We start from the raw sequence: 21,575 nt of genomic DNA, 5'->3' as shown, positions 1-21,575 counted from the left end.
GTCCAATAGGGGTAATATTGACATGGATAGTTTTTCAGATAATTTTGAAACATATTAATCATTTTTATTATGGTTCTTAATAAGATACATTTTATCATTGAGATATAATTTATTTTTTAGTTGGTAATCATTTTATGTGTTTTATACTGTTATTTGGACATTACAGGGGGATTTTATTTTCTGTGTCCTCCATGCCCGGAAACGGCTCAGGAATATATTAAAAATCCAATTCTTTCAAAAGGTGCGTAACACACCTTTTTTATTGATTAAAGTCAAAATTTTTTTATCAATAGTGTTTACAGTAAGAAATAAACTTCTTTGTGAGCATAACGAAATAATAACACGGCATACAAGAAGAAAAGAAGATGATATTTTCTTCTGCCTGCCGCTGATTGCCGACGCAATGGGCAATAAAGCCAATGAAAAAGACAGAATAGGCTGGCATTATCTGCGGGATATGTTTTATAAATGGCTTGCAGGTGAAGCAAATGATGTGCCGCAAAACAATCCCAATCCCTTTTGGGTGGATATTGATTGGGTGCTAAGATATTTTCCAAAAGAATTTTTAACTATTACTTTTCCTCTCAATGCAACAACCGCAAGAGCAATTGATTCATTAAATACTATTCTTGCCCGTGAGGGGTATTTTGAAGAAAAGAATAAAAAATTTGATTTTATCAATAGCCCGTGGCAGGAATGGGAAAAGCTTTATTATCAGCGTTTTGATGTGGAAGAGCGTCACTTGGTTGAAATAGGAATAATTGCAGCCTTAGCAACATTTACGTTTCGCTTTTTGCCAAAAGGAAAAATTGAATATTTAGGTGAAAATCAATATAAAGTTACTCTTGAACAAGTGGCTATTTTTGTTCATGACTTATTTAACTTTGAAGGAGATGCAGTTTTTGGGTTTGATACATTAGGTTATTGGAGCTGTGAGGAAAAAGATGTGAGTCCTATTCCCGGCTTTACAAATAAAAGTTATATAAAAATATGTAATGCAAAGTTTAGGGATTTTAGAGAATACAATAAAATTGGCAATGACTTTTTAGTGTTGTCAAAGCCTAAATTAATTGACAATTTTGTTGAATATATGTATAATTATAACTATGAACAACATAATATTTCATATCCGTAACGTTTTATTAATACAATTTTTTATTTTTTTATCTTTTTTTATTTATTTATATATTGCAAGAAATGAACACTATAATTTCTTTTTATATTTTTTGGGTGGTATAGGTAGTTTCTTTTGTGAATATATTGATTTATTAGGATATAAAATAAATAGTGTCCTTTGGGAATTATTAATAATAACTTTCATTGTAACAATAGCATTTTTCAAAAAACAAAATAACATAACGGTTTTTTTCTTTTATTTTTTCTATATTATTGTGTGGGGAATACCAGGTTTCTTTTTTTGGGAGGTTTTGGGTTTTATTGGTAGTGGAAGATAATAAAATAACTTTGTATTAAATCTTTCTCTCTCAAGAGGTGCGTAACACACCTTTTTTGTTGAATAAAGTTCAAAAAATTTTTGTCCATAGTGTCGCAAAATCTTCAGATTTGAAAATGCAAGGCTTATGGAGCCTATTCTTGACAAAATGTGATATGCAGATATAAAAAGAAATAAAGGTCTTGAGGAGGTTGGTATATGGCAAAAATTATTTCTTTTTTCAATCATAAAGGTGGAGTAGGCAAAACAACGAATGTACACAACATTGCTTGTGCACTGCGTGAGTTAGGTAAAAAAATTCTTGTTGTTGACGCTGACCCACAAATGAATTTAACAGCCCGTATTGCTGGTTTTTCAATGGAAAGCGAATATAAAGATGAAGATGGCACAGAATGGCGGGAATTTAATGCCCAATATACCTCACTTGATGAAGTAATTTATTCTGTAATTAGAGGTGAAAAAACTCCAATAAATTTTTATTTACAAGAATTTGAAAGTAAAAAAAACGGATCAATCAATCTTATAGCAAGTTCTTTTCGCTTGGCGGAGTTGGAGACCGATTTAGTTGATATTATTAAACGGAATAATACATTTGATAAAGGAAGAATTTATAATATTGAAAAATTTTTCCGTGAACAATTAATAGATTATGATTTTATTCTTATTGATTTTTCCCCAAGTGCAAGTAGTATAATCAATGGTATTCTGATGATGATGTCAGATTATTTTATTGTTCCGACTTTTCCTACTTTATTTAGTTTACAAGCAGTTGAAAACCTTGAAAATGTCATAAAAAACTGGTCTTCTGTATTAGAAAATCAAAAACAGACAGCTACAGAGCATGGTTTGAGTTTCAAACCCAAATTTTTAGGACTGATTATTTCAGCAGTAAAAAGAAGAACAACAAAAGGAATAACCGCTCCAACAGGAACAACGGATAAATGGATTGAGCTTGTGAATACAAGAATAAAAGATTTTTATTCCTATGCTTATAATGTAGACAGAGCAATTTCTGAAGAAAAATTCAGAAAAATATTTCCTCAATATGAACCGTTTATTTTAGGTATATCCTATGATTTTACACTTCCAATACGGACAAACGCAGAAGATTTAGGAAAGTCTGAATTTGATTTAATACCAAAAGAACTTCCTAAAACTGTTCCAAGTAAACGAGAAGATGAACATGGTAATCCTATAAAGGTGGACCAATATAAAGAATCACATAAGCTGATAAAAGAGACATATTCTTATATAGCAAAATGTTTGATCAAGTTATAATATAATTAATTTATTCCAATCCTCTCAAAAAGGTGCGTAACGCACCTTTTTTATTGTAACCTTTAGCGACAATAAACCACCTGCTATGCAGGTGGAATTAAAAATTTTTAGATACAAGAATGTCCTCCTTTGGTATACATTTGATGTGTTCGTCAATCAAAACCAAAGGAGGACATTTCCATGACTGGAAATCAAAGTTTATCTCATACCAAATGGAATTGCAAATATCATATAGTGTTTGCCCCAAAATATCGCCGTCAAATAATTTATAATAAATTAAAAGAAGATATTGGCAAAATTTTGCGTCAGCTTTGTGAACAAAAGAAAGTAGAAATACATGAAGCCAATGCATGTAAAGATCATATTCACATGTTAGTGTCTATTCCTCCCAATCTTAGTGTATCGTCATTTATGGAGTACTTGAAAGGGAAGAGTTCTTTGATGATATTTGATAGACATGCCAATTTAAAATATAAGTATGGCAACAGACATTATACATTCGAAATCAATTGAATGAAGACATAATCAATGACCAAATGACGTTCAAAGAATATTTTGACCCGTTTACGGGCAGTAAGAATAATTAAGGCAATGATAAGCTATTTAGTAGTAGCTTGTGAATGTAATGCGATTGGCGAACACTTCAAAACGCCTTTAGGCGTAAGCCAGTAACATGCCCTTCTAGGGCTTGAGAAAACTACCCGATCAGCGGGTGGTCTTTATTTGAATAAAGTTCAAAAAATTTTTGTCCATAGCGTCCATAGTGTCCACGACAGGAAAATAAAACTTTGCTAATACAGAATAGGCTGGCATTATCTGCGGGATATGTTTTATAAATGGCTTGCAGGCAAAGCCAATGATGTTCCGCAAAATAATCCCAATCCCTTTTGGGTGGATATTGATTGGGTGTTAAGATATTTTCCAAAAGAATTTTTAACTATTACCTTTCCTCTCAAAGCAAAAACAGACAAGGCTATTAGATCATTAAATATTATTCTTGCCCGTGAGGGGTATTTTGAAGAAAAGAATAAAAAATTTGATTTTATCAATAGCCCGTGGCAGGAATGGGAAAAGCTTTATTATCAGCGTTTTGATGTGGAAGAGCGTCACTTGGTTGAAATAGGAATAATTGCAGCCTTAGCAACATTTACGTTTCGCTTTTTGCCAAAAGGAAAAATTGAATATTTAGGTGAAAATCAATATAAAGTTACTCTTGAACAAGTGGCTATTTTTGTTCATGACTTATTTAACTTTGAAGGAGATGCAGTTTTTGGGTTTGATACATTAGGTTATTGGAGCTGTGAGGAAAAAGATGTGAGTCCTATTCCCGGCTTTACAAATAAAAGTTATATAAAAATATGTAATGCAAAGTTTAGGGATTTTAGAGAATACAATAAAATTGGCAATGACTTTTTAGTGTTGTCAAAGCCTAAATTAATTGACAATTTTGTTGAATATATGTATAATTATAACTATGAACAACATAATATTTCATATCCGTAACGTTTTATTAATACAATTTTTTATTTTTTTATCTTTTTTTATTTATTTATATATTGCAAGAAATGAACACTATAATTTCTTTTTATATTTTTTGGGTGGTATAGGTAGTTTCTTTTGTGAATATATTGATTTATTAGGATATAAAATAAATAGTGTCCTTTGGGAATTATTAATAATAACTTTCATTGTAACAATAGCATTTTTCAAAAAACAAAATAACATAACGGTTTTTTTCTTTTATTTTTTCTATATTATTGTGTGGGGAATACCAGGTTTCTTTTTTTGGGAGGTTTTGGGTTTTATTGGTAGTGGAAGATAATAAAATAACTTTGTATTAAATCTTTCTCTCTCAAAAAGGTGCGTAACGCACCTTTTTGATTGAATAAAGCTCAAAAATTTTTGTCCATATTCTCCACTACGTCCATATTGTCCACGACAGGAAAATAAAACTTTGCTAATGCAGTAGTAAACCACTTATGGGAGTAAACTATGCCGGCAATCACAAGAAAAGGCGATAAAAGTACGGGGCATGATAATTGCGCCCCGGTTGAAGCGATCGAAGGTGCAAATAATTTTTTAGTCAACGGCAAGCCCGTTGTTTTGGTTGGCGATAAATACGCTTCGCACGGTTGTTTGGTGCATAGTCCGCATCAAGGACAACTCGCAGGCGGCAGTCCTTCGTTTTTTGTCAATGGGCGAGCAGTGGGGCGGGTAGGCGATCCCATAAGCTGCGGAGGAACCGTGGCGGAGGGAGATAGTTTTTTCATTATTGGCAACGGGAATGAGAAAGCTTTGAATAAAGCAGGGTATGAATTAAAAAAAACAGTTACACGGCATACAAGAAGAAAAGAAGATGATATTTTCTTCTGCCTGCCGCTGATTGCCGACGCAATGGGAAATAAAGCCAATGAAAAAGACAGAATAGGCTGGCACTATCTGCGGGATATGTTTTATAAATGGCTTGCAGGTGAAGCAAATGATGTTCCGCAAAACAATCCCAATCCCTTTTGGGTGGATATTGATTGGGTGTTGTCGTATGAAAAAGCTGAAGAACAATGGAATGATGCAATAGAAACACTAATTTTAAATGAAAATGCAATTAAGCAGATAAAAAAATATTTGCACGAATTGGGCTATATTGCAGAAAAAAGAACGGAATTTGATTTTATTAATATTCCTTTTTCAGAATGGGATAAACATCATTATCAGCATATTTCTATTAATTTTTATGATTGGAATTTAATTGTGGAAGCCTTTACCCAGTTTACAGGATTATTTGTTGCACTTGGAAGTTTTACGTTTAAATTTTTAGCTAAAGGAAAAATTGAATATTTTGAGAATAATTTTTCTGTTAAGGTAGAACAGATAGCTGGTTTTGTACATGATACATTTAATTTTGAGAGTTCTGAAAATCCATTTAAAGATATTTTAGGATATTGGAATTGTGCAGATAAGCAAATGAATATTTATGAAGTTATTGATGGTGAATTAATGACGAATGGCAGATTTAGAGAGTTGAGAGAATATAATAAAATTGGGAATGATTTTACAGTATTATCTAATCAAAAAATAATTGACGTATTTGCAATTATTTAGTATTTTTCATTAAATGACTACACAAAATAAAAAATTTCATATTTTTTTGTCTTTTTCTTTAATTTTTTTGCCTTATATTTTATTGTTTGGTTTGTTAAAGAATATACTTCATAGGTCTGAAAGTTATATACAGTGTATCATGGCTTGTTATGAAGGTATTTATTCCTTTTTCATCAATGGATTAATTAACGCAAAAGAATATTATGATTTTTATCAGGTAGATATAAAATATTTTATACCTACTTTAATAGGAATAATATATTTATATCTATCAATTAAAGTTACATATAATTTTTGGAAAAATCAAACTAAGCACAATAAATGTTGTTTATATTTTGTAAACAGTATCTTATTGAGTCCATTAGGCGTAATAATTACTTATATGATTTTAGCAATAAGTTATTATTTGATCACTCTTATGAAATAGTTTTATATTGTATAAAAATAAAAAATCCAATTCTTTCAAAAGGTGCGTAACGCACTTTTTTTATTGAATAAAGCTCAAAAATTTTTGTCCATAGTGTCCATAGCGTCCATAGTGTCCACGACAGGAAGATAAAACTCTGCTATCATGCTCCATATCTATGCAAGGAGTTTTTTATGTTGGTTGGAAGTCTTGGCACTTTTCTTTTTCGCACCAGTTCTTTTGATGTTACGACATTTAAAAATCTTGCACGCAAGAGAAACTATAATTTTTTAGAGCATGAAGTGGTAAAAGGCAAACCGTATCTGCAATTTGCCGGTGAGGCTTTGGAAGAAATCACCTTTGACATGGTCCTTGACCGTGGGCTGAACCCGCTGCCGAAAGACTGCTCCAAACAAAGGGACGAGCTTGCCGCAATGGCGAAAACAGGTAATGCCTTCGCCCTTGTCATCGGCACGAAGTACCTGGGTAATTTTGTCATAAGAGATATTTCCGAAAAAGACAGGGAAATACTTGGCAATCTTATAACAAGAATGGATTTGTCTGTGTCTTTGAAAGAATACCATTAAGGCGGCGTTAGCATGGAATATCTGCATAATAAAAAAGCCATACAAATCGGGGCGAAAGGTTTGCAAGGGCTGTATCAGGAAATCAATACGCTTTTATCAACGCGCAAAGGCACGGTTCCCCTTGATCGTGATTTCGGCGTTTCGTGGGATTTTATCGACAGCCCCATAAACGAGGCGAGACCGCTTATTGTGGCGGAACTGGTTACACAGCTTGAAAAATATATCCCGCGTATAAAGGTGACGGGCATTGATTTTGAAAATCAATTCAATCTGAACGGCAAGCTGTTTCCGAAAATAACCTTTGAAATTCGTGAGGAATATAAAAATGAATTTATTTCATGAAAGCACAGGATGTGCGTGCCTCGCGCCACCGAAGGCAGCAAAGCTGTTTGCGTTAGTGAGCTTGCGAACTTTACGCAAATGGACAGCAGAGATAGAGGGAGCGAAGCAATTTTCGCATAAATTGCAAGCGACAGTCAGTGAGCTTACAGGACGTAAGCTCCGAAACGTTATCGTAAAGGTCATCCGTGAGGAATACGCCCATGATTTCCGATGATTTTTCATTTTTAACCGCGGAAAGCGGAAGAACCCCGCAGGAAACGGAAAACAATATCATCAAACGCTATGAGGAACTGGCAGGAACAACCCTGTACCCTGCCGACCCCGTGCGTCTGTTTCTGAAATCCCTTGCCTATACGCTCTCCGTGCAAAATGCGGTGATTGATTACGCAGCCAAGCAAAATTTATTGGCATATGCTTCGGGTTTGCATTTGGATCATTTGGGCGAGCTGATGGGCGTGAAACGACAGGAAGCGAAGCCTGCAAAGACGCTGCTTAAATTCGGTCTGTCCGAGGCGCTCGGCTTTGACGTCAGCATTCCCAAAGGCACGCGCGCCGCAACCAAGGACGGCGAGGTTATTTTCCAAACCCTTGAAAACGGCGTTCTTGCGGCAGGGGAAACAAATACGGATATTTTGGCGGAATGCAGTCTTGGCAATGAAAAAGCCAACGGACTGCGCCAAGGGCAAATAAGCGAAATTGTCGACCCCCTGCCCTATGTGACGGTTGTTGAAAATTCCGAAGACGTGACAAACGGTGATGAAACGGAAGACGACGAACACCTTCGGGAGCGGATACGCCTTGCTCCGGAAACGTTCACAGTCGCGGGAAGCATGGAAAGCTACGTTGCGCAAACCAAAAACGCAAGCAGCGAAATTTCAGCCGTCACCGCCACAAGCCCCACGCCCGGAATTGTGGACATCCGTTTTGTGCTGAAAGGCGGAGAACTTCCGAACAGCGCCATGATTGAGCTTGTGCAGAATTATCTGTCAGCGGAAGATGTGCGGCCTCTGACGGATTTTGTGCAGGTTTCAGCCCCCGATATTGTGGAGTATGAAATTGCCTGCACGTGGTTTTTGGAACAAAAAAACAGTGCGCAGTACGCCCTTATTCAATCGGCTGTGAACAAAGCCGTTGAAAACTATGTCTTGTGGCAGAAAGAAAAGCCAGGACGGGACATCAATCCAAGCGAACTGACGCGGCTTATCATGCAGGCAGGGGCGAAGCGCGTGGAAATAACAAGCCCTGCTTTTGAAAAAATTGAGCAAACTCAAATAGCCAAAGAAACCAATGTGCAGGTGACTTTCGGAGGGGTCGAGGTTGAGTAAAAATGAGCAAATTTCTTTCCGATACGCCGTTATCCGATGTACTCCCGCCAAGTATACGAAATGATGAAAGCATGCAGGCAAGCCTTGCCGGCATTGAGCAGCAGCTTTCGGACAGCACAGCCCGCATCGCAGGCTTGCTCTTGCTTTCAAGGCTTTTCGATACGGATGGGATTTCAGAAAATGCAAGTGAAGTTTTGCAAAGAATAGCCTCGCTCGGGGGCTATCGTCCTTTGGAGGAAAACCTGCTCGACCTGCTTGCGTGGCAATTCCATGTTGACGATTACGATATAGCGAAAAATTATCGGGAAAAGCTTGAAATGGTGAAAGCAAGTATCCAAATTCACCGTAAAAAAGGCACGAAATGGGCGGTAAAACGAGCTGTCGAGGCAGCCCTGCAAGACACGGAACTTCGGATAAAAGAATGGTTTGAAACGGATTATAATAGCACAGGAAGTGCGGAGCCACGCTGTGCGAGCGAAGCGAAAACCACGCTTTTCGCAAGCGAGAGCGAGTGTCAGGCAGGATGCTTGACCGAGCGTCATGGAGAGGAATGGTTTGAGGCTGATTATAACGGCAGTCCTTACCATTTCAAGGCGGAACTCACGGTGCTTGGCGAAGAGCTTTTGTTCGACCATGTCTTGCGGGCGAAAAGGATTGTTGAAACAACAAAAAGCCTGCGTTCCCATTGCGACGGAATAACCGTTGCCATAGGTTCGCAGGGTGAAACGAAATACGGGTTTTGTACGGCAATCGCAAATATCATGATTATTGAGCCTGAACTTGTTACAGAACTTGGTGCGAAAGAAAATCAAAGTTGGCAGGTACAAGCCATGCATACGGAAAGCATTTTGTCCATCCTGCCAAGTGCGGAAGAACAGCAGCGCGGAGCGATTATTCGCATAGTGTATGCAAAATAGAAAAAAGCAGGAAAGGAGCAAAGTTATATATGACGCAATTATCCAATTCTCAGAAATTTAAAACAGTCACTACAAATCTCGGGCGGAATGCGGTGGCAATGGCGCATGCCACGGGCACAAGCATAAAGCTTACGCATATGGCGGTGGGTGACGGCAGCGGGCAGCCCATTGAACCTGATTCAACCATGACAAGCCTTGTGCATGAAACGTACAGAGGGCAAATCAACGACATTGTCATCAATAAAGACGTTGAAGGCGAATTTACGGCGGAGCTTCTTATTCCTCAAGTCGTCGGTGGATTTTTTATTCGGGAAGTGGGACTGTTTTTTGAAGACGGAACCATGTTCGCTGTCGGCAATACGCCGCTGACCGAAAAAACCGATCTTCAGTCAGGCGCGGCGACTGATTTGCTGGTGCGTATGATTATTCGTGTTTTGGACGCAGGAACCATTGAAATTTTTATAGACCCCGCCCAAGTTCTCGCAACGCGCGAATTTGTGGAGCGCATGCTTGGCGAACACGACAGCGACCCGAACGCCCACGAAGAGATTGTTGAAAAACTGAAAGCCGATATTGCGTTATCCGCTCAGCTGACGCTCATCGGCAGCCGCAGCACGGCGGGCGGCTGGACTTTGCTTGTGACACCCGATAATCCGCTTTTTCTTTATCTGCACAGTCCAAGCAACATCAACGCAAGGGCGTATTTCATGCCCAAAGACGGGGCGGTGCAGGAAGAGCGCACGCCGGTTTTGCTCGGGGTTGACGAGCTGACCGGCGTAAAAAGTTCCGGCGTTGTGACAATTATTCCCAAAAATGACGTGCTGATTTTGGAAGTTTTTGAAATTTCAACCGCAACAACGATTTATGCTTACCAGTGAGATGACGCTCGGAGTGGCTTCCTGTCACTCGCTCTCGCTTGAAAAAATGAGGTTTTTATGAATACGGCAACGTATATAAAAGAAGTGAACAATACTCCTGTGCTGTTCAATATTGATAATGCTCGTGATATGGCAAATTTTGAAGCGTTGCAGGCGATTAAAATGCCTGAGAACATGGCAAATGAGATTTTCGGAAATAACACCAGATACGCGGATAACACGACCTGCATAATCACGGAAAATTCAGGTAATGCGGAATTTCCGTTCAATGTGCAATTTGACGCCTCGAAAATTATGGCAAAACCGCAAACAACAAGGAAATTGACGGAAAATTATCTTGCAGGGCTTGGTATGCCAAGCAATAAATTTATTCGGTTTACTCCGTATAGTGGTTTTGTTTATACGGCTCCTGCCAATGGTTACATCCATGTTTGTGCTACTAAAGTGAATTATAAAACAACAGGAATTTTAGGATTACATATTTTGGATGAAAATAAAAATGCTATTTATTCAGCCGAGGGGCATGACCATACGGAAATTCAAGCTTGGCACGACTGTTTTCTGCCGATCAAAAAAGGATATGGCTGTGAATTTTATATTCAAAACCTGAATAGTCCTATTGGAAGATTTATTTACGCTGAAGGCGAAATTTGATTTGAAACAACAATAAACAAAGGAGTGAGAAATGGGCAAATCCTATATATATATATATAGCGAACGGCGCGCCGGCGATTTTGAATGTGGATAACGAAACGGACGGCGAAGCTTGGGAAAAGCTCGGGGCAATCAGGATGCCCGAAAACATGGCAACTGAAATTTTCGGGGAGAATGTCAAGTATGCGGATAACACAACCTGCGTAATTACGGAAAACCCTGACAATGCGGAATTTCCGTTCAATGTTCAATTCGATAGTTCTAAAATCCCCGCCATGCCTCAAACCAAAAGGAAATTGACGGACAGTTATCTTGCAGGAATTGGTATGCCAGCTACAAAGAAATATATAACTATCAATCTTCCTGTTCTAAGCGACGGATCTACTTGGAATGGAGCATTTTATGACGCTCCTGCAAATGGCTGGGCATTTATCAGTGCCGAACCGGCGGCAGGTAAAAACTGTTTAGTTAGTGTGAGCAATTTCAGTAATCCTGTAATTCGTTCAACTGCTTTGGGAAGCGGCGGGAGTTCTGCTAGTGCGGGTATTCCGATAAAGAAAGGTGAATGTATTCATTTTGTCACACGTGACACATCTGCACGATTTGGTTACTTTTTTTACGCTGAAGGCGAAATTTGATTTGAAACAACAATAAACAAAGGAGTGAGAAATGGGCAAATCCTATATATATATATATAGCGAACGGCGCGCCGGCGATTTTGAATGTGGATAACGAGGCGGACGGTGAAGCTTTGGAAAAACTCGGGGCGATCAGGATGCCCGAAAACATGGCAAGCGAAATTTTCGGAAATAACGCCAAATATGCAGATAACACGACCTGCGTAATTACGGAAGACCCTGACAATGCCGAATTTCCGTTCAACGTGCAATTTGACGCCTCGAAAATTATGGCAAAACCGCAAACGGATAAACTGCTGACGGATAGTTATATGTCAAAACTTGGTTTTCCGCAAATAACCAATTACATAAATATCCCCTTGACATATGTGCCAATAGAAAACTTGCATAATTTTACTGGATATTATGCTGCAAACTTTACTGCTCCGGCAAACGGTTGGATTTATATCGCTGGAAATGCTACTGGCACCGATAGCATATACTCCTCAAGTTATGTTACTGAAAGTAAAAGAATTTACGGCATGAGCAGTTCATTTGCAGCTCCCACAGGATATTGTGCTTCACTTGTACCTGCAATTAAACGTGTAGGGTATGATCTAAGGATTCAGCACTGTAACAATATAACTGCACGGTTTATCTATGCACAAGGCGAAATTTGATTTGAAACAACAATAAACAAAGGAGTGAGAAATGGGCAAATCCTATATATATATATATATAGCGAAAGGCGCGTCGACGATTTTGAATGTGGATAACGAGGCGGACGGCGAAGCTTTGGAAAGATTAGGGGCGATCAGAATGCCCGAAGCTATGGTAAGCGAGATTTTCGGCGATAACGCCAAATATGCGGATAACACGACCTGCGTAATCACGGAAAACCCGGGCAATGCGGAATTTCCGTTCGATGTGCAATTTGACGCCTCGAAAATTATGGCAAAACCGAAAACAACAAGAAAATTGACGGACAGTTATCTTGCAGGAATAGGCATGCTAAATTCGGCTAAACATATTGACATTCAGTTTAGTTATAATCCTGAAAGTAAAAGGTATCATGCAAATTTTACCGCTTCTGCAAATGGCTGGGCGCATGTTTTTGGGCAAGCAAATGAGACGAATGCTTCTTATTCAAGTGTTTGGCTTCATGTCGGTAGCGTGTTTGCCAGCAGTAATGCCGGAGCTCCCAATATTGAATGCGGAGTAGTTTTGCCGGTATCAAAAGGTCAAAGTTTTATTGCAGGCACTCAAAATTGCAAAAACATAAAAGCACAATTCTTTTATGCAATAGGGGAAAAATAAATGATATACATAGAAAACATCGAAAATCACAAACTGGGCAGTTTCACGGAAAGTGAAGAAATTGCCAAGGACTTGGGCTGGACGCTGACCCGCGGGGAAAGCGAAATCGAACAGTCCGATGTTGACTGGGGCTGGTATGAAAAGGGCTTCGCCCCCATGAAAAGCGACGCGCAAAAGGCGGACGACTTGAAAGCCGTGAAACTGCACGAGGCGGAAGAATTGCTCAATGCCAAGCTTGCGGAAATTTCCGCTTATCCGCGGGCGGAAAGCGAGAGTTTCGAGGTGCAGAAAAGCGAAGCCGCGGCGTATCTGGCGGACAATGGAATTGATAAAGCCGAAATTCCGACTATCACGGGAATAAGCCTTGGTTCGCAAGTGGAACTCACCGAACTTGCCCGAAAAATCGTTGAAAACGCCAAAGACTTCGCCCCGGTTCGCGGGCTGTATCTGGGACGCTATAAACGGGTGCGGGATTTGCTGAATACGGCGAAAACGCTCGCGGAGGTGGAAGCCGTGGATGTGCAGGCGGTTTTTGCTGAGGATGTGGCAAGTCAAGCGGCAGCCATGTTTGAGTAGGTTTGCCGTAATGCGTATTAAGTTGTTCAGCTTTACTGTACAGTTTTTCATATCGGCAATATTTTTGATTTGCGGATTTCACCCTCTGGAAGCGGAAGCGTCAGCTTCCTGCTGAAAGAGAGTGAAATGGGGGGCTGTTCGGGGAGATGAAAGAGGGGTACAAACAGGGGGAGTATCCCCCGGAGTGTCCCCCTCTTTCTAGGGTGTGGGATAAGGTCCCACTAAAAAATCTTGGGGACTGTTCCCAAAAACAATATAAAATTTCTTTTATATAAAAAACAACCGCGTTACACACAGGAATGCTATGTTCTTTTTTTGCGAGTATGTTTTGGCGTTCATGCATGATGTGGAAATAAAAATTTCCGTATCGGCGTTTGCCGCGTTCATTTCCTATCACTTCGGGGCGAGCGAGTATCTGCTCGCCCTCATCCAATACCTTATTTTTGCGGATTTCTTCCTGGGGGCTTTTCGCGCCAAGCGGAACAGGCGTTTTTCATGGTTCAAGGCATGGATAGGGTTTAAAAAAGTGGTCAGCCTTTATTTGGCGATTTTGATTGTGGGCTTCGCCTGCAAGGCGTTCGACTTGACCGTGCAGGAACGCATAAGTTTTGAATACAGCGGCACGTTTTGGTTCGATTTGTTTTTGTGCGTGCTTATCTTGCTGAACCTTGCGAGCATTAACCACCATTTGGCGTGTTTCGGTTTCGGAATCAATCGCTGGCTGGACAGAATCATTTTCAAATACACGGGAAAACTGCAAACACGGCTTGAAAGCGAAATCAACAAAAAAATAGGACAAAGTTTTAATAATAAGGAATAAGGAAGTTTTTAGGGGAATAAATGAGAAAAATCAATAAAATAATCATCCACTGTTCCGCCACAAAGCCCACACAGGACATCGGGGCGGCGGAAATTGACATGTGGCATAAAAAGCAGGGTTGGGATGAAATCGGTTATCATTTTGTGATCCGCAGGAACGGGGAAACCGAAAAGGGGCGGGATATTGAAATTGCCGGGGCGCATTGCAAGGGACAAAACAAAAATTCAATCGGTATCTGCCTTGCGGGAGGCATTGACGAAAACGGCAGGGCGGAGAACAATTTTACGGATAAGCAGTTTCAATCCTTGCGAAACCTTGCGGCAAAACTCAAAAAAGAATACCCGAACGCCACCCTGCACGGTCATAATGAGTTTGCTAATAAAGCCTGTCCGTGCTTTGATGTGCGGGAATTTTTCAAGGGAATGGTATAATGTGCATGAAGTATTTATTCAATGGCAGTATCATGGCTAAGTTTGTTTTTATCGCCTTAGCCGGGCTTATTGTCTGGCTTTTGCAGGAAAAAATCGAAACATTGCAGGCGAAAAACAAGCTCAAAGACACGCAGATTGCCAATTTACAGCAGATTGCGGATAAACAGCAAGACGCCATGGCGAGCCTTTTGGAACAAAGCAGGAAGCAGGAAGAACAGCTTTTGCTTTTGGAAAAGCAAAGGCAAGAGCTTGAGATACAAACCAAAGCCAAGAGGCAGGCTCTTACCCGAAGCACGGACGAAGCAAGCAGGACTTGGAAAGAACAAAAAATACCGCAAGCTATTTTGGAAATTTTGATAAAGCAAAAACAGCAAGTTTCACAGCCGCACGAGAGCGTTATTTTTTAGCAGTGCAAAACATATCCTCGGAAGAAGTATAAGCGAATGTGTATTTCCGCTTTGTTTCGATAAAAAACCTAACCAGGCGATTTTAAATTTTTAACAAAAAAGCTGATCATAAGGAAATTTTCATGCGAAAAATATTCTGCGTTTTGCTCTTCTGTCTTGTTTCCTGCGCAAAAACACCGATCTACACGACTGAAACCGTAAAACAGCCCGTGCCTGAAATCCTCCTGCAGGAAGTCCCCATGCCCGTCATGCCGATAAACCAAGACACAACAAATGAAGACTTGCTTCTCTATGCTCTGGAACTTGAACAAAACCTCACCCTCTGCAACGCCCGGCTGAATACGATAAGAAAGAGCATGGAATAAACAAAGCCCCCGGCAGGATTTTTGCCGAGGGTTTCTCTTTTAATTAAGTTGTCATAATTTGAAAAAATGCTTATGATTTAACCAGAAAGGAAAAAAAGATGTTAAAATATTGGTCTAACGCTTTTATGACAACAGGGTCGGCAATCATAGCCACCGCTATTTTTACAGATACGCGGATGTATGGTGTTTTTGCCGGTGTATTTTGTGTTATCTTAGGAGCTTTTTTATGCTATTTAAGTTTATTGAAAGGAGGTAGTAAATGAATCCCTATACATATATAATTATTGGAGCTTCTGTTATTGCAGGAGTCTTATATTTTCTTTATAAAATAGGAAAAATAAGCTGAATTAAAATAAGCCCTCGAATGAGGGTTTGTTTTATTTAATATTGTTTTTATACTGTTGGCTGGCTTTTTTTTGCCGGCCGAATGCCAAAACTTCCAAGACAGATAATGAAAATTAAAATTCCGGTCCATACTGGCATAATTCACTCCTCAAATTTTAAACGGCTTTCCATTTCAGACAAAGAAATTGTTTTTTTGCCGTTTTCCAAAAATTCAGCATACGCTTTATCAGCGGATAAAGCGTTTTCCCGGTCTTCAAAATATGATTCCAAAATGGAGCAGATGAGATAATCTTTTGTCTGTCCCTGTTCTTTTGCCAGCGTATTCAGAAGGTTTTCCAAATGCGGGGGAATATTTATTGTCAGCATTCTTTATTCCTTTTACCTGTGTCAATCAATTGTTCATATTGTTTGTTAAAAATTAATGATTGTCAATAGTTGAAAAAATGCTTATGATTTAATCGGAAAGGAAAAAAAGATGGATTATAAACCGTTACTTATAACAATAAAAGATTTCAGTGTGAACTTTGCAGTTGCAAGTTTTGCTGTTTCAGCATTTCAGTCTGTTTGGTATGGTATCATCTCAGGATTGTTTTTTATATTAATTGCTGTTTTTATCAGTGTAAAATTAGGAGGAGAATAATTATGCCGCCTATTTGGATTTTTATAACCGCATTATCTGTCGCTGTGGGTGCATTTGCCGTTTATATTGTGCATAAGGCTGAAAAGCAGAATAAGGCTAAGTAAGAAATGACCTCTTATATCCTTATTGGTATTTGACTGTTATAGCAGGTTTTCGGATTTCTTGGTCTTCGTGAAGTAAAAAAACAAAATGCACAAAAGAAGAAAGCATAATTAAAGTATCTTATCGCTGAAAAGTCCCTCATTCGAGGGATTTTTTTTATAACCATGCGAATTTTTTTGGATTTCCTCTTGACGCAAGATAAAAACGATGTAGTATGAAAGTTATGTTATTTCAATATGTTGTATGTAAAACTAAAAACAAGAGAAGCAAAAAAATGACAAAATCGGATTTTATGGTTCAGCACGTAATGGACTTTGGCTATGGCGAATATCTGTCAGCCGATGAAACGGATTACATCGGTCGGCAGGTGGAAATTTATAATCACATGTACACGGTCGTCAGCGCGACTAAAAAAGTGTCATGCCGGCAGTGTGACGTACACGGGCGACCGTATAAAAACGACGCTCTGCTTTACCTTGTCTGCAATTATGATGTTGAGGAGCAAAAAGAACGCATGACTCATTATACCTTGGCAAGCAATATCGCACGTCCCAATTCGACAATCATTCATTGGGCGTACAATGTCGGCTATTACAGGAAAAACATTGATGAATGCCATGCGCTTTACGAGCTTGGCAAAAAAGCGGACAGAAAGCGCAAACGTACAAGAAAAATCCAAGAATTTATGTACAAGCAGCAAATTGAATATCGGGAAAACTTTTATAAACAGCATACTCCGAGCTGGGCAAAATCAATCATAACGGCTTCCTACCAAGTTGACGACAGCGATGTTATGACTGATTATTTCCATGCGGTGACTAAAAAACGCGTTTTGCTCGGCTTTTCAAAACATACGCGAAACGACGCAAGGGAGCTTAAAAAATTCGCGGCACTGTTTGAACCGACAAAAGAACTGGCGGAAAACTGCAAAATTGAAAAATATTACGGCTATCAAATCATGGGAGAGAACATGGGCATTTGGTCTACCGGCTGGACAGTGAGCAAATCGAACCTCATGGACTGCCGCGTTGATTTTGAACCGTATCTGTATGACATCCTGCCGAATATGAAAACAAAATAAGCAAAAATTGAAAAGCCCTCGAATGAGGGCTTTTTCAGTTTAGTTCAGATATAATTGTATCAATTCTCGCTTTTTCTTGTGCAATTATTTTTTTAGCGTTTTGAATTTGTTTTTGATATGTATTTATCTCAAGTTGAGATTCGTATTGTTGTAATTTTTTTTCAAATAAAATAATTTCAGTATACAAAGCGTCATAAGTAAAAATATATTGTGTCGTAGTTTTTTTTTGGATAAGCTCATAAAGCTTAGTCATATTCAAAGTCATTTTTTTTCCTTTTATTTTTTTACTTAAAATGGAGGCACAAAAATCACTTAGTTGAATGCCGATATTTTTTTTAGCTTCAACAAAAGTTAATGAACTTGTAGGTAATGTCATTATTTCTGTATTATGAAAGTATGAAATTGTATGATATAATCCTTTTATTTCAGGGTTACTAATTATTGAATGTGCTAATTCAATAATTTTTTGATACTCTTGTTGTCTATCGTGAATTAAGTAACAGTTTTCAGAAGTTGTATTAATAAATTTTTGTTGAATATTTTTTACTAATGAAATAAAAAAACAATAAGTTGGAAGATATATATTTTTATGCTTTTTATCCTTATCATTATATATAATTCTGTATTCGAATTGTTCATAATTTTTTTTAGCCCAAAAAATTGCATCATAGAATATTTCAATGGAGCGTTTATCTAAATTGATATTTGTTAATTCTGATAACATATTATTTAAACATGAAATAAAAGAAGTATCTGCTTTTGAAATGTCCTTGCCAAATATACACTCATTCCAAAATCGTTTATGAACATTTTGCGTTTGTTGTATTAAAACAATAAAATTTAATAATAGAATCAACCGTAGTTCCCGTAGATTATAACTGTGCCATGGTACGGCTTCATTAATACCAGAATCAAAAAGAGCTTCATATAATATTGTTATAGAAAATAATTCCTTATCAACAAATGTATAAGTAAAATTTATATCTTTATTTAGCAAAAAATTATATAATAATTTACTTGCCATATCATATACTTCAAAACTTTGTAGTTTTTTTCCATGAAGTTCTTCAATTTGTAATCTTGATAAAATTTGATTAAATTCTTTTTGATAACTGATAGCAATATCTTCTTCACTCATTACAGCTAGATTCATAAAGAATGGCTGCATTTCATTAAAGATATCTAATCCTGTATTTCCTGTTTCATCAATATAAGCGTACATACTATTTCTTCTAAGTTATTTTGTATCTACTGGCCACATGACATTAAACATGGGGTCGGTATCGAGTTTTTTACCCATAACCTGTTCAATTTCCGCTGTAAGGGCTTCTTCCTTGTTTTGAGGCACTCCGCCGGTCTGCGGATCAAAATATTTTGTGCGAAGCTGCCCCCATAACTGCAGATAGGTGAGCTCGTCGGCTGTAAATCCCCGTTCGCAGGCGGCAGCGTTTTCCCATTTTTTAGAAGCTGTTTTTCCGTCAAAGCCTTTTTGGTCGGGAATATAGACAATAAAGGCAAGCTGCCTGTCCGCCCACGCATTGCCCGTGTTTTGTGCCAGCATGTTGACGATGGTCACGGGAGCGGCGGTTCTTTGGTACGCTTCATGAGCCACATGCATCACCGTGCTGATGAGGTCGGCTTGTGTGGCTGTTTCCTGCCCGCTTTTTGGGAGAATGGTCATCTCCAGTCTGTGTCTGCCTGTGGCGGCTTTTTTTATTACCTTATAATCATCAAGAAGAGAAAATTCCAAAGGCGTGCCGGGCAGTTCGGTTTGTTTGGTTTCGGCAATCGGAGCATCTTTTTCTCTCTCCGTTTCCCCGAAAAAAGCATAGCTGAAAACGGCAAAAGCAAATATCGCCGCAAAAACAACGCCAAAAATTTTGAATATTTTTTTGTTTGTCCTTATGTTTGCCAAATTGCTTTTGCAGTTCGGACAAATTTTTGCTTCTGCGTCAATTTCCGCTTTGCAAAAATGGCAGATGATTTTTTGAGCCATTTTTTTTACTCTCCTTGGTTTTTAATCGGTTCAAATTTAATAATCGCTGCTTTTTGTTTTTTTAGCCGTTGGCAATACCGCCTAAGTCTTTGTCCGCAGTACCTTCAATCAGCAGTTTTGTTGTAAGCTGTCTGTTCAGTCTGTTGGCTTCTGAAAGTTCCTGTTCCAGTTCTTGGATTTTGTTTTTGAGTTCCCGGATATTTTCGGGGCTCGCCTTTTCATTTTGAAGAAGCATGTCGCCGTCGCCGAAATAAAGCCAGTCACGGGATACGTCAGGATAAAGCTCAAGAATGTTAGGCAATATTTCCCATAAATTGTTTTGCCTGCTTTCCTTCAGGTAACCGTTAAAGGTAGTTTGAGGAATATTTAATTTTTGAGCAAGAGCATTTGCACTTTTTTCTTTCGCTTTTGCCAAGGCTTTAACTCTTTCAAATAATTGCATAAATATATCGCCTTTCAGAAATACTAAAGTTTGGTATTTTAATCCTAAAAATTGATTGACATAATCCTAAAAATTAGCTAGTAATATTCTTATACAAGTTCTTATTTATTTACTTGAACAAGGTAACTAATAAATAACAATTTTTTATATGTTTGACAAGGTCTAGGATGAATAGCGTAACGAGATATCAAAGCTTTAGAAGTGAAATGATTCTAAAAGGCGTAAAGTGGACGGATATAGCAAAACTTTTAGGTATATCCAAGCAAGGCAGTATTATGGCAATTCAGCGGGAAACCATCAAAAAGGAATATCATGAAAAATTATTGGAACAGGGCTTTTCGGAAAACGTTTTGCCGAAACCAAATATCAAATAAAAAAGCCCTAAAACGGGAACTTTTAGGGCTAACAAATCACAAAAGGAGTATACCTTTCATGCGACAAGCAATTTGTATCAAATTCCCCGCCACGTTGTCAAGCAATATGCAAAAACTCATTCTTTTAGACAGTTCCGCAGGCAATAAGTTTATGGGCAGACCGCCCAAGTCTTCAAGAGTTTGCACCAATGTGCGGGTAAACGGACGCAATTTAAAATTTATCGGCACATTCGACAATCTCAAACAGCTTTTGCGAAGTCTCAGATGTATATCATAGCGTTTCTTTCGGGGCTCATAACCGGATATACGCTTTGCGAGCTTATGGAAACCCTTTCCAAACACAAAAACAAAATCAAAATACGGAGGCAAAAATGAACATAAATAAAGATTTTGATGATTTTGTAAATAAAAAAACTGAACAAACAAAAAACGAAAGCGAACCGGATTTTTTTGATAAAATGTTTGATGAAGCTTTTGACGCAGAAATACAGCTTTGCATTATTTACGAAACATTGGGCAAAGACTTCGTGCTTGCTTTGGTGGAAAACACTAAGCGGGCTAGAGCGAAACATCCGACTTTTGCATATTATGAAGAACAGAAACTTGAAATCCTGCAGGAAGAATATGAAGAAGTCAGACAGGCATTTTACACAGAAACTCTGGAAAGGACAAAGGAAGAGCTTCTTGATGTTGGAACGGTTTTGGCAAGGTGGTACGGTAATGAATGATAAAATTAAATCATTAGAACCAGAGTTATTAACGCCAGAAGAAAGCAAAGAACATGCTGAACAAGAAAGAATAGAAATTGAAATGCAGAGATGCTGTGAAAACTGCGAAAGTTTTGAGGAAAGTTCCATGCAGCTTTGTGATAGAGGTCATTGTGCAAAAAATGATTGTAAAGTTTGGACATTCAATTATTGCGAAAAACATCATTATAATTGGTTGTTTTTAACTCGGCTTGACGATTTTGCAAAGGACTTTGATGAAATGAATGAAATTAATAAGACATTGTAAAAAAAATTTTTGGGATTGAAAAGCAAAAACTCACTTACACCACAAAAGCTTTTCAGCCTCCGGCAAAGGGTTAAAAATCCAAAAGCAACACTCTTTAGCCCGCGTGCTG

Annotated in this window: 27 protein-coding genes and 1 pseudogene; 24 read left to right on the top strand and 4 right to left on the bottom strand. The window is 38.3% G+C overall.

The genetic code is table 11. The annotated features are described in order from the left end of the window. Positions 1-136 precede the first annotated feature (136 nt). The 19 genes and pseudogenes from JBF11_RS03540 to lysC all read left to right on the top strand — a co-directional run bounded on the left by JBF11_RS03540 (position 137) and on the right by lysC (position 15,472). A complete protein-coding gene (locus JBF11_RS03540) occupies positions 137-1,135 on the top strand; it encodes a DUF6402 family protein (RefSeq protein ID WP_334316003.1) in 999 nt (332 codons plus the stop codon). A gap of 516 nt (positions 1,136-1,651) precedes the next feature. Further along, complete coding sequence (locus JBF11_RS03535; protein ID WP_334316002.1) at positions 1,652-2,731, top strand: ParA family protein; 1,080 nt, start codon at positions 1,652-1,654, stop codon at positions 2,729-2,731. Positions 2,732-2,911: 180 nt separating this feature from the next. After that, a pseudogene (gene tnpA, locus JBF11_RS03530) lies at positions 2,912-3,318 on the top strand (IS200/IS605 family transposase). A 238-nt stretch (positions 3,319-3,556) separates the two neighbouring features. Beyond that, complete coding sequence (locus JBF11_RS03525) at positions 3,557-4,234, top strand: DUF6402 family protein (protein WP_334316001.1); 678 nt, start codon at positions 3,557-3,559, stop codon at positions 4,232-4,234. A gap of 489 nt (positions 4,235-4,723) precedes the next feature. Beyond that, positions 4,724-5,830: a DUF6402 family protein gene (locus JBF11_RS03520; protein ID WP_334316000.1), complete on the top strand. Its 1,107-nt coding sequence runs from the start codon at positions 4,724-4,726 to the stop codon at positions 5,828-5,830. A 600-nt stretch (positions 5,831-6,430) separates the two neighbouring features. Continuing rightward, a complete protein-coding gene (locus JBF11_RS03515) occupies positions 6,431-6,823 on the top strand; it encodes a phage tail protein (RefSeq protein WP_334315999.1) in 393 nt (130 codons plus the stop codon). Between the two features lie 12 nt (positions 6,824-6,835). Continuing rightward, positions 6,836-7,165: a GPW/gp25 family protein gene (locus JBF11_RS03510; RefSeq protein WP_334315998.1), complete on the top strand. Its 330-nt coding sequence runs from the start codon at positions 6,836-6,838 to the stop codon at positions 7,163-7,165. 200 nt (positions 7,166-7,365) lie between these two features. Continuing rightward, the gene (locus JBF11_RS03505; RefSeq protein WP_334315997.1) at positions 7,366-8,490 is read left to right on the top strand and encodes a baseplate assembly protein; all 1,125 of its coding nucleotides are present in this window, start codon (positions 7,366-7,368) and stop codon (positions 8,488-8,490) included. A 2-nt stretch (positions 8,491-8,492) separates the two neighbouring features. Beyond that, a complete protein-coding gene (locus JBF11_RS03500; protein ID WP_334315996.1) occupies positions 8,493-9,407 on the top strand; it encodes a phage tail protein I in 915 nt (304 codons plus the stop codon). A gap of 29 nt (positions 9,408-9,436) precedes the next feature. Further along, positions 9,437-10,285: a phage tail protein gene (locus JBF11_RS03495; protein ID WP_334315995.1), complete on the top strand. Its 849-nt coding sequence runs from the start codon at positions 9,437-9,439 to the stop codon at positions 10,283-10,285. Between the two features lie 57 nt (positions 10,286-10,342). Further along, positions 10,343-10,939, top strand: coding sequence for a hypothetical protein (locus JBF11_RS03490; RefSeq protein WP_334315994.1), 597 nt, complete (start codon positions 10,343-10,345; stop codon positions 10,937-10,939). An 86-nt stretch (positions 10,940-11,025) separates the two neighbouring features. Further along, positions 11,026-11,577, top strand: coding sequence for a hypothetical protein (locus JBF11_RS03485; protein ID WP_334315993.1), 552 nt, complete (start codon positions 11,026-11,028; stop codon positions 11,575-11,577). Between the two features lie 86 nt (positions 11,578-11,663). Next, positions 11,664-12,236 carry a hypothetical protein gene (locus JBF11_RS03480; RefSeq protein WP_334315992.1) on the top strand — a complete coding sequence of 191 codons (573 nt, stop codon included), beginning with the start codon at positions 11,664-11,666 and terminating at the stop codon, positions 12,234-12,236. 31 nt (positions 12,237-12,267) lie between these two features. Continuing rightward, positions 12,268-12,873 (top strand): hypothetical protein, encoded by a 606-nt coding sequence (locus JBF11_RS03475; protein WP_334315991.1) that lies wholly within the window; start codon positions 12,268-12,270, stop codon positions 12,871-12,873. Further along, positions 12,874-13,449: a hypothetical protein gene (locus JBF11_RS03470; RefSeq protein ID WP_334315990.1), complete on the top strand. Its 576-nt coding sequence runs from the start codon at positions 12,874-12,876 to the stop codon at positions 13,447-13,449. 304 nt (positions 13,450-13,753) lie between these two features. Then, on the top strand, positions 13,754-14,269 hold the full coding sequence (locus tag JBF11_RS03465; protein WP_334315989.1) for a phage holin family protein: 516 nt from the start codon (positions 13,754-13,756) through the stop codon (positions 14,267-14,269). A gap of 20 nt (positions 14,270-14,289) precedes the next feature. Then, on the top strand, positions 14,290-14,700 hold the full coding sequence (locus tag JBF11_RS03460) for an N-acetylmuramoyl-L-alanine amidase (protein ID WP_334315988.1): 411 nt from the start codon (positions 14,290-14,292) through the stop codon (positions 14,698-14,700). A gap of 32 nt (positions 14,701-14,732) precedes the next feature. Further along, positions 14,733-15,107: a hypothetical protein gene (locus JBF11_RS03455; protein ID WP_334315987.1), complete on the top strand. Its 375-nt coding sequence runs from the start codon at positions 14,733-14,735 to the stop codon at positions 15,105-15,107. 122 nt (positions 15,108-15,229) lie between these two features. Then, the gene (gene lysC, locus JBF11_RS03450) at positions 15,230-15,472 is read left to right on the top strand and encodes an Rz1-like lysis system protein LysC (RefSeq protein ID WP_334315986.1); all 243 of its coding nucleotides are present in this window, start codon (positions 15,230-15,232) and stop codon (positions 15,470-15,472) included. Positions 15,473-15,958: 486 nt separating this feature from the next. Here lysC and relB read toward each other — a convergent pair whose 3' ends face one another. After that, positions 15,959-16,183 (bottom strand): type II toxin-antitoxin system RelB family antitoxin, encoded by a 225-nt coding sequence (gene relB, locus JBF11_RS03445; protein ID WP_334315985.1) that lies wholly within the window; start codon positions 16,181-16,183, stop codon positions 15,959-15,961. A gap of 109 nt (positions 16,184-16,292) precedes the next feature. Here relB and JBF11_RS03440 point away from each other — a divergent pair, with 109 nt between their 5' ends. Both JBF11_RS03440 and JBF11_RS03435 read left to right on the top strand, forming a co-directional pair. Further along, positions 16,293-16,457, top strand: a complete 165-nt coding sequence (locus JBF11_RS03440; RefSeq protein WP_334315984.1) for a hypothetical protein — start codon at positions 16,293-16,295, stop codon at positions 16,455-16,457. A 376-nt stretch (positions 16,458-16,833) separates the two neighbouring features. Continuing rightward, the gene (locus JBF11_RS03435; protein ID WP_334315983.1) at positions 16,834-17,640 is read left to right on the top strand and encodes a hypothetical protein; all 807 of its coding nucleotides are present in this window, start codon (positions 16,834-16,836) and stop codon (positions 17,638-17,640) included. A 34-nt stretch (positions 17,641-17,674) separates the two neighbouring features. Here the strand turns inward: JBF11_RS03435 and JBF11_RS03430 are convergent, their stop codons facing one another. From JBF11_RS03430 to JBF11_RS03420, 3 genes are all read right to left on the bottom strand, one after another. Then, positions 17,675-18,862 (bottom strand): DUF3800 domain-containing protein, encoded by a 1,188-nt coding sequence (locus tag JBF11_RS03430; RefSeq protein WP_334315982.1) that lies wholly within the window; start codon positions 18,860-18,862, stop codon positions 17,675-17,677. A 15-nt stretch (positions 18,863-18,877) separates the two neighbouring features. After that, on the bottom strand, positions 18,878-19,636 hold the full coding sequence (locus JBF11_RS03425; RefSeq protein WP_334315981.1) for a DUF4875 domain-containing protein: 759 nt from the start codon (positions 19,634-19,636) through the stop codon (positions 18,878-18,880). Positions 19,637-19,697: 61 nt separating this feature from the next. Continuing rightward, the gene (locus tag JBF11_RS03420; protein WP_334315980.1) at positions 19,698-20,078 is read right to left on the bottom strand and encodes a hypothetical protein; all 381 of its coding nucleotides are present in this window, start codon (positions 20,076-20,078) and stop codon (positions 19,698-19,700) included. Between the two features lie 432 nt (positions 20,079-20,510). Here JBF11_RS03420 and JBF11_RS03415 point away from each other — a divergent pair, with 432 nt between their 5' ends. From JBF11_RS03415 to JBF11_RS03405, 3 genes are all read left to right on the top strand, one after another. After that, entirely contained in the window at positions 20,511-20,729 is a 219-nt protein-coding gene (locus JBF11_RS03415) for a hypothetical protein (protein ID WP_334315979.1), read from the top strand. Positions 20,730-20,823: 94 nt separating this feature from the next. Next, complete coding sequence (locus JBF11_RS03410) at positions 20,824-21,180, top strand: hypothetical protein (protein ID WP_334315978.1); 357 nt, start codon at positions 20,824-20,826, stop codon at positions 21,178-21,180. After that, positions 21,173-21,466 (top strand): hypothetical protein, encoded by a 294-nt coding sequence (locus JBF11_RS03405; protein ID WP_334315977.1) that lies wholly within the window; start codon positions 21,173-21,175, stop codon positions 21,464-21,466. The genes JBF11_RS03410 and JBF11_RS03405 overlap by 8 nt, the downstream gene beginning before the upstream one ends. The last annotated feature ends 109 nt before the right edge of the window (positions 21,467-21,575 follow it).

The organism is Taurinivorans muris (assembly GCF_025232395.1).
In the GTDB taxonomy this organism is placed as follows: Bacteria; Desulfobacterota; Desulfovibrionia; order Desulfovibrionales; family Desulfovibrionaceae; genus Taurinivorans; species Taurinivorans muris.
This window is presented reverse-complemented; position numbering and strand designations above follow the sequence as displayed.

Excerpts from the sequence above, each read along its gene's own strand:
- JBF11_RS03455 (WP_334315987.1), top strand. The coding sequence starts at position 14,733 with ATGGCTAAGTTTGTTTTTATCGCCTTAGCCGGGCTTATTGTCTGGCTT.
- JBF11_RS03535 (WP_334316002.1), top strand. The coding sequence starts at position 1,652 with ATGGCAAAAATTATTTCTTTTTTCAATCATAAAGGTGGAGTAGGCAAA.
- JBF11_RS03520 (WP_334316000.1), top strand. The coding sequence starts at position 4,724 with ATGCCGGCAATCACAAGAAAAGGCGATAAAAGTACGGGGCATGATAAT.
- JBF11_RS03505 (WP_334315997.1), top strand. The coding sequence starts at position 7,366 with ATGATTTCCGATGATTTTTCATTTTTAACCGCGGAAAGCGGAAGAACC.
- JBF11_RS03425 (WP_334315981.1), bottom strand. The coding sequence starts at position 19,636 with ATGGCTCAAAAAATCATCTGCCATTTTTGCAAAGCGGAAATTGACGCA.
- lysC (WP_334315986.1), top strand. The coding sequence starts at position 15,230 with ATGCGAAAAATATTCTGCGTTTTGCTCTTCTGTCTTGTTTCCTGCGCA.
- JBF11_RS03510 (WP_334315998.1), top strand. The coding sequence starts at position 6,836 with ATGGAATATCTGCATAATAAAAAAGCCATACAAATCGGGGCGAAAGGT.
- JBF11_RS03490 (WP_334315994.1), top strand. The coding sequence starts at position 10,343 with ATGAATACGGCAACGTATATAAAAGAAGTGAACAATACTCCTGTGCTG.
- JBF11_RS03440 (WP_334315984.1), top strand. The coding sequence starts at position 16,293 with ATGGATTATAAACCGTTACTTATAACAATAAAAGATTTCAGTGTGAAC.
- JBF11_RS03495 (WP_334315995.1), top strand. The coding sequence starts at position 9,437 with ATGACGCAATTATCCAATTCTCAGAAATTTAAAACAGTCACTACAAAT.
- JBF11_RS03460 (WP_334315988.1), top strand. The coding sequence starts at position 14,290 with ATGAGAAAAATCAATAAAATAATCATCCACTGTTCCGCCACAAAGCCC.
- JBF11_RS03515 (WP_334315999.1), top strand. The coding sequence starts at position 6,431 with ATGTTGGTTGGAAGTCTTGGCACTTTTCTTTTTCGCACCAGTTCTTTT.
- JBF11_RS03470 (WP_334315990.1), top strand. The coding sequence starts at position 12,874 with ATGATATACATAGAAAACATCGAAAATCACAAACTGGGCAGTTTCACG.
- JBF11_RS03410 (WP_334315978.1), top strand. The coding sequence starts at position 20,824 with ATGAACATAAATAAAGATTTTGATGATTTTGTAAATAAAAAAACTGAA.
- JBF11_RS03475 (WP_334315991.1), top strand. The coding sequence starts at position 12,268 with ATGGGCAAATCCTATATATATATATATATAGCGAAAGGCGCGTCGACG.
- JBF11_RS03465 (WP_334315989.1), top strand. The coding sequence starts at position 13,754 with ATGTTCTTTTTTTGCGAGTATGTTTTGGCGTTCATGCATGATGTGGAA.
- JBF11_RS03420 (WP_334315980.1), bottom strand. The coding sequence starts at position 20,078 with ATGCAATTATTTGAAAGAGTTAAAGCCTTGGCAAAAGCGAAAGAAAAA.
- JBF11_RS03430 (WP_334315982.1), bottom strand. The coding sequence starts at position 18,862 with ATGTACGCTTATATTGATGAAACAGGAAATACAGGATTAGATATCTTT.
- JBF11_RS03525 (WP_334316001.1), top strand. The coding sequence starts at position 3,557 with ATGTTTTATAAATGGCTTGCAGGCAAAGCCAATGATGTTCCGCAAAAT.
- JBF11_RS03500 (WP_334315996.1), top strand. The coding sequence starts at position 8,493 with ATGAGCAAATTTCTTTCCGATACGCCGTTATCCGATGTACTCCCGCCA.
- JBF11_RS03405 (WP_334315977.1), top strand. The coding sequence starts at position 21,173 with ATGAATGATAAAATTAAATCATTAGAACCAGAGTTATTAACGCCAGAA.
- JBF11_RS03415 (WP_334315979.1), top strand. The coding sequence starts at position 20,511 with ATGCGACAAGCAATTTGTATCAAATTCCCCGCCACGTTGTCAAGCAAT.
- JBF11_RS03435 (WP_334315983.1), top strand. The coding sequence starts at position 16,834 with ATGACAAAATCGGATTTTATGGTTCAGCACGTAATGGACTTTGGCTAT.
- relB (WP_334315985.1), bottom strand. The coding sequence starts at position 16,183 with ATGCTGACAATAAATATTCCCCCGCATTTGGAAAACCTTCTGAATACG.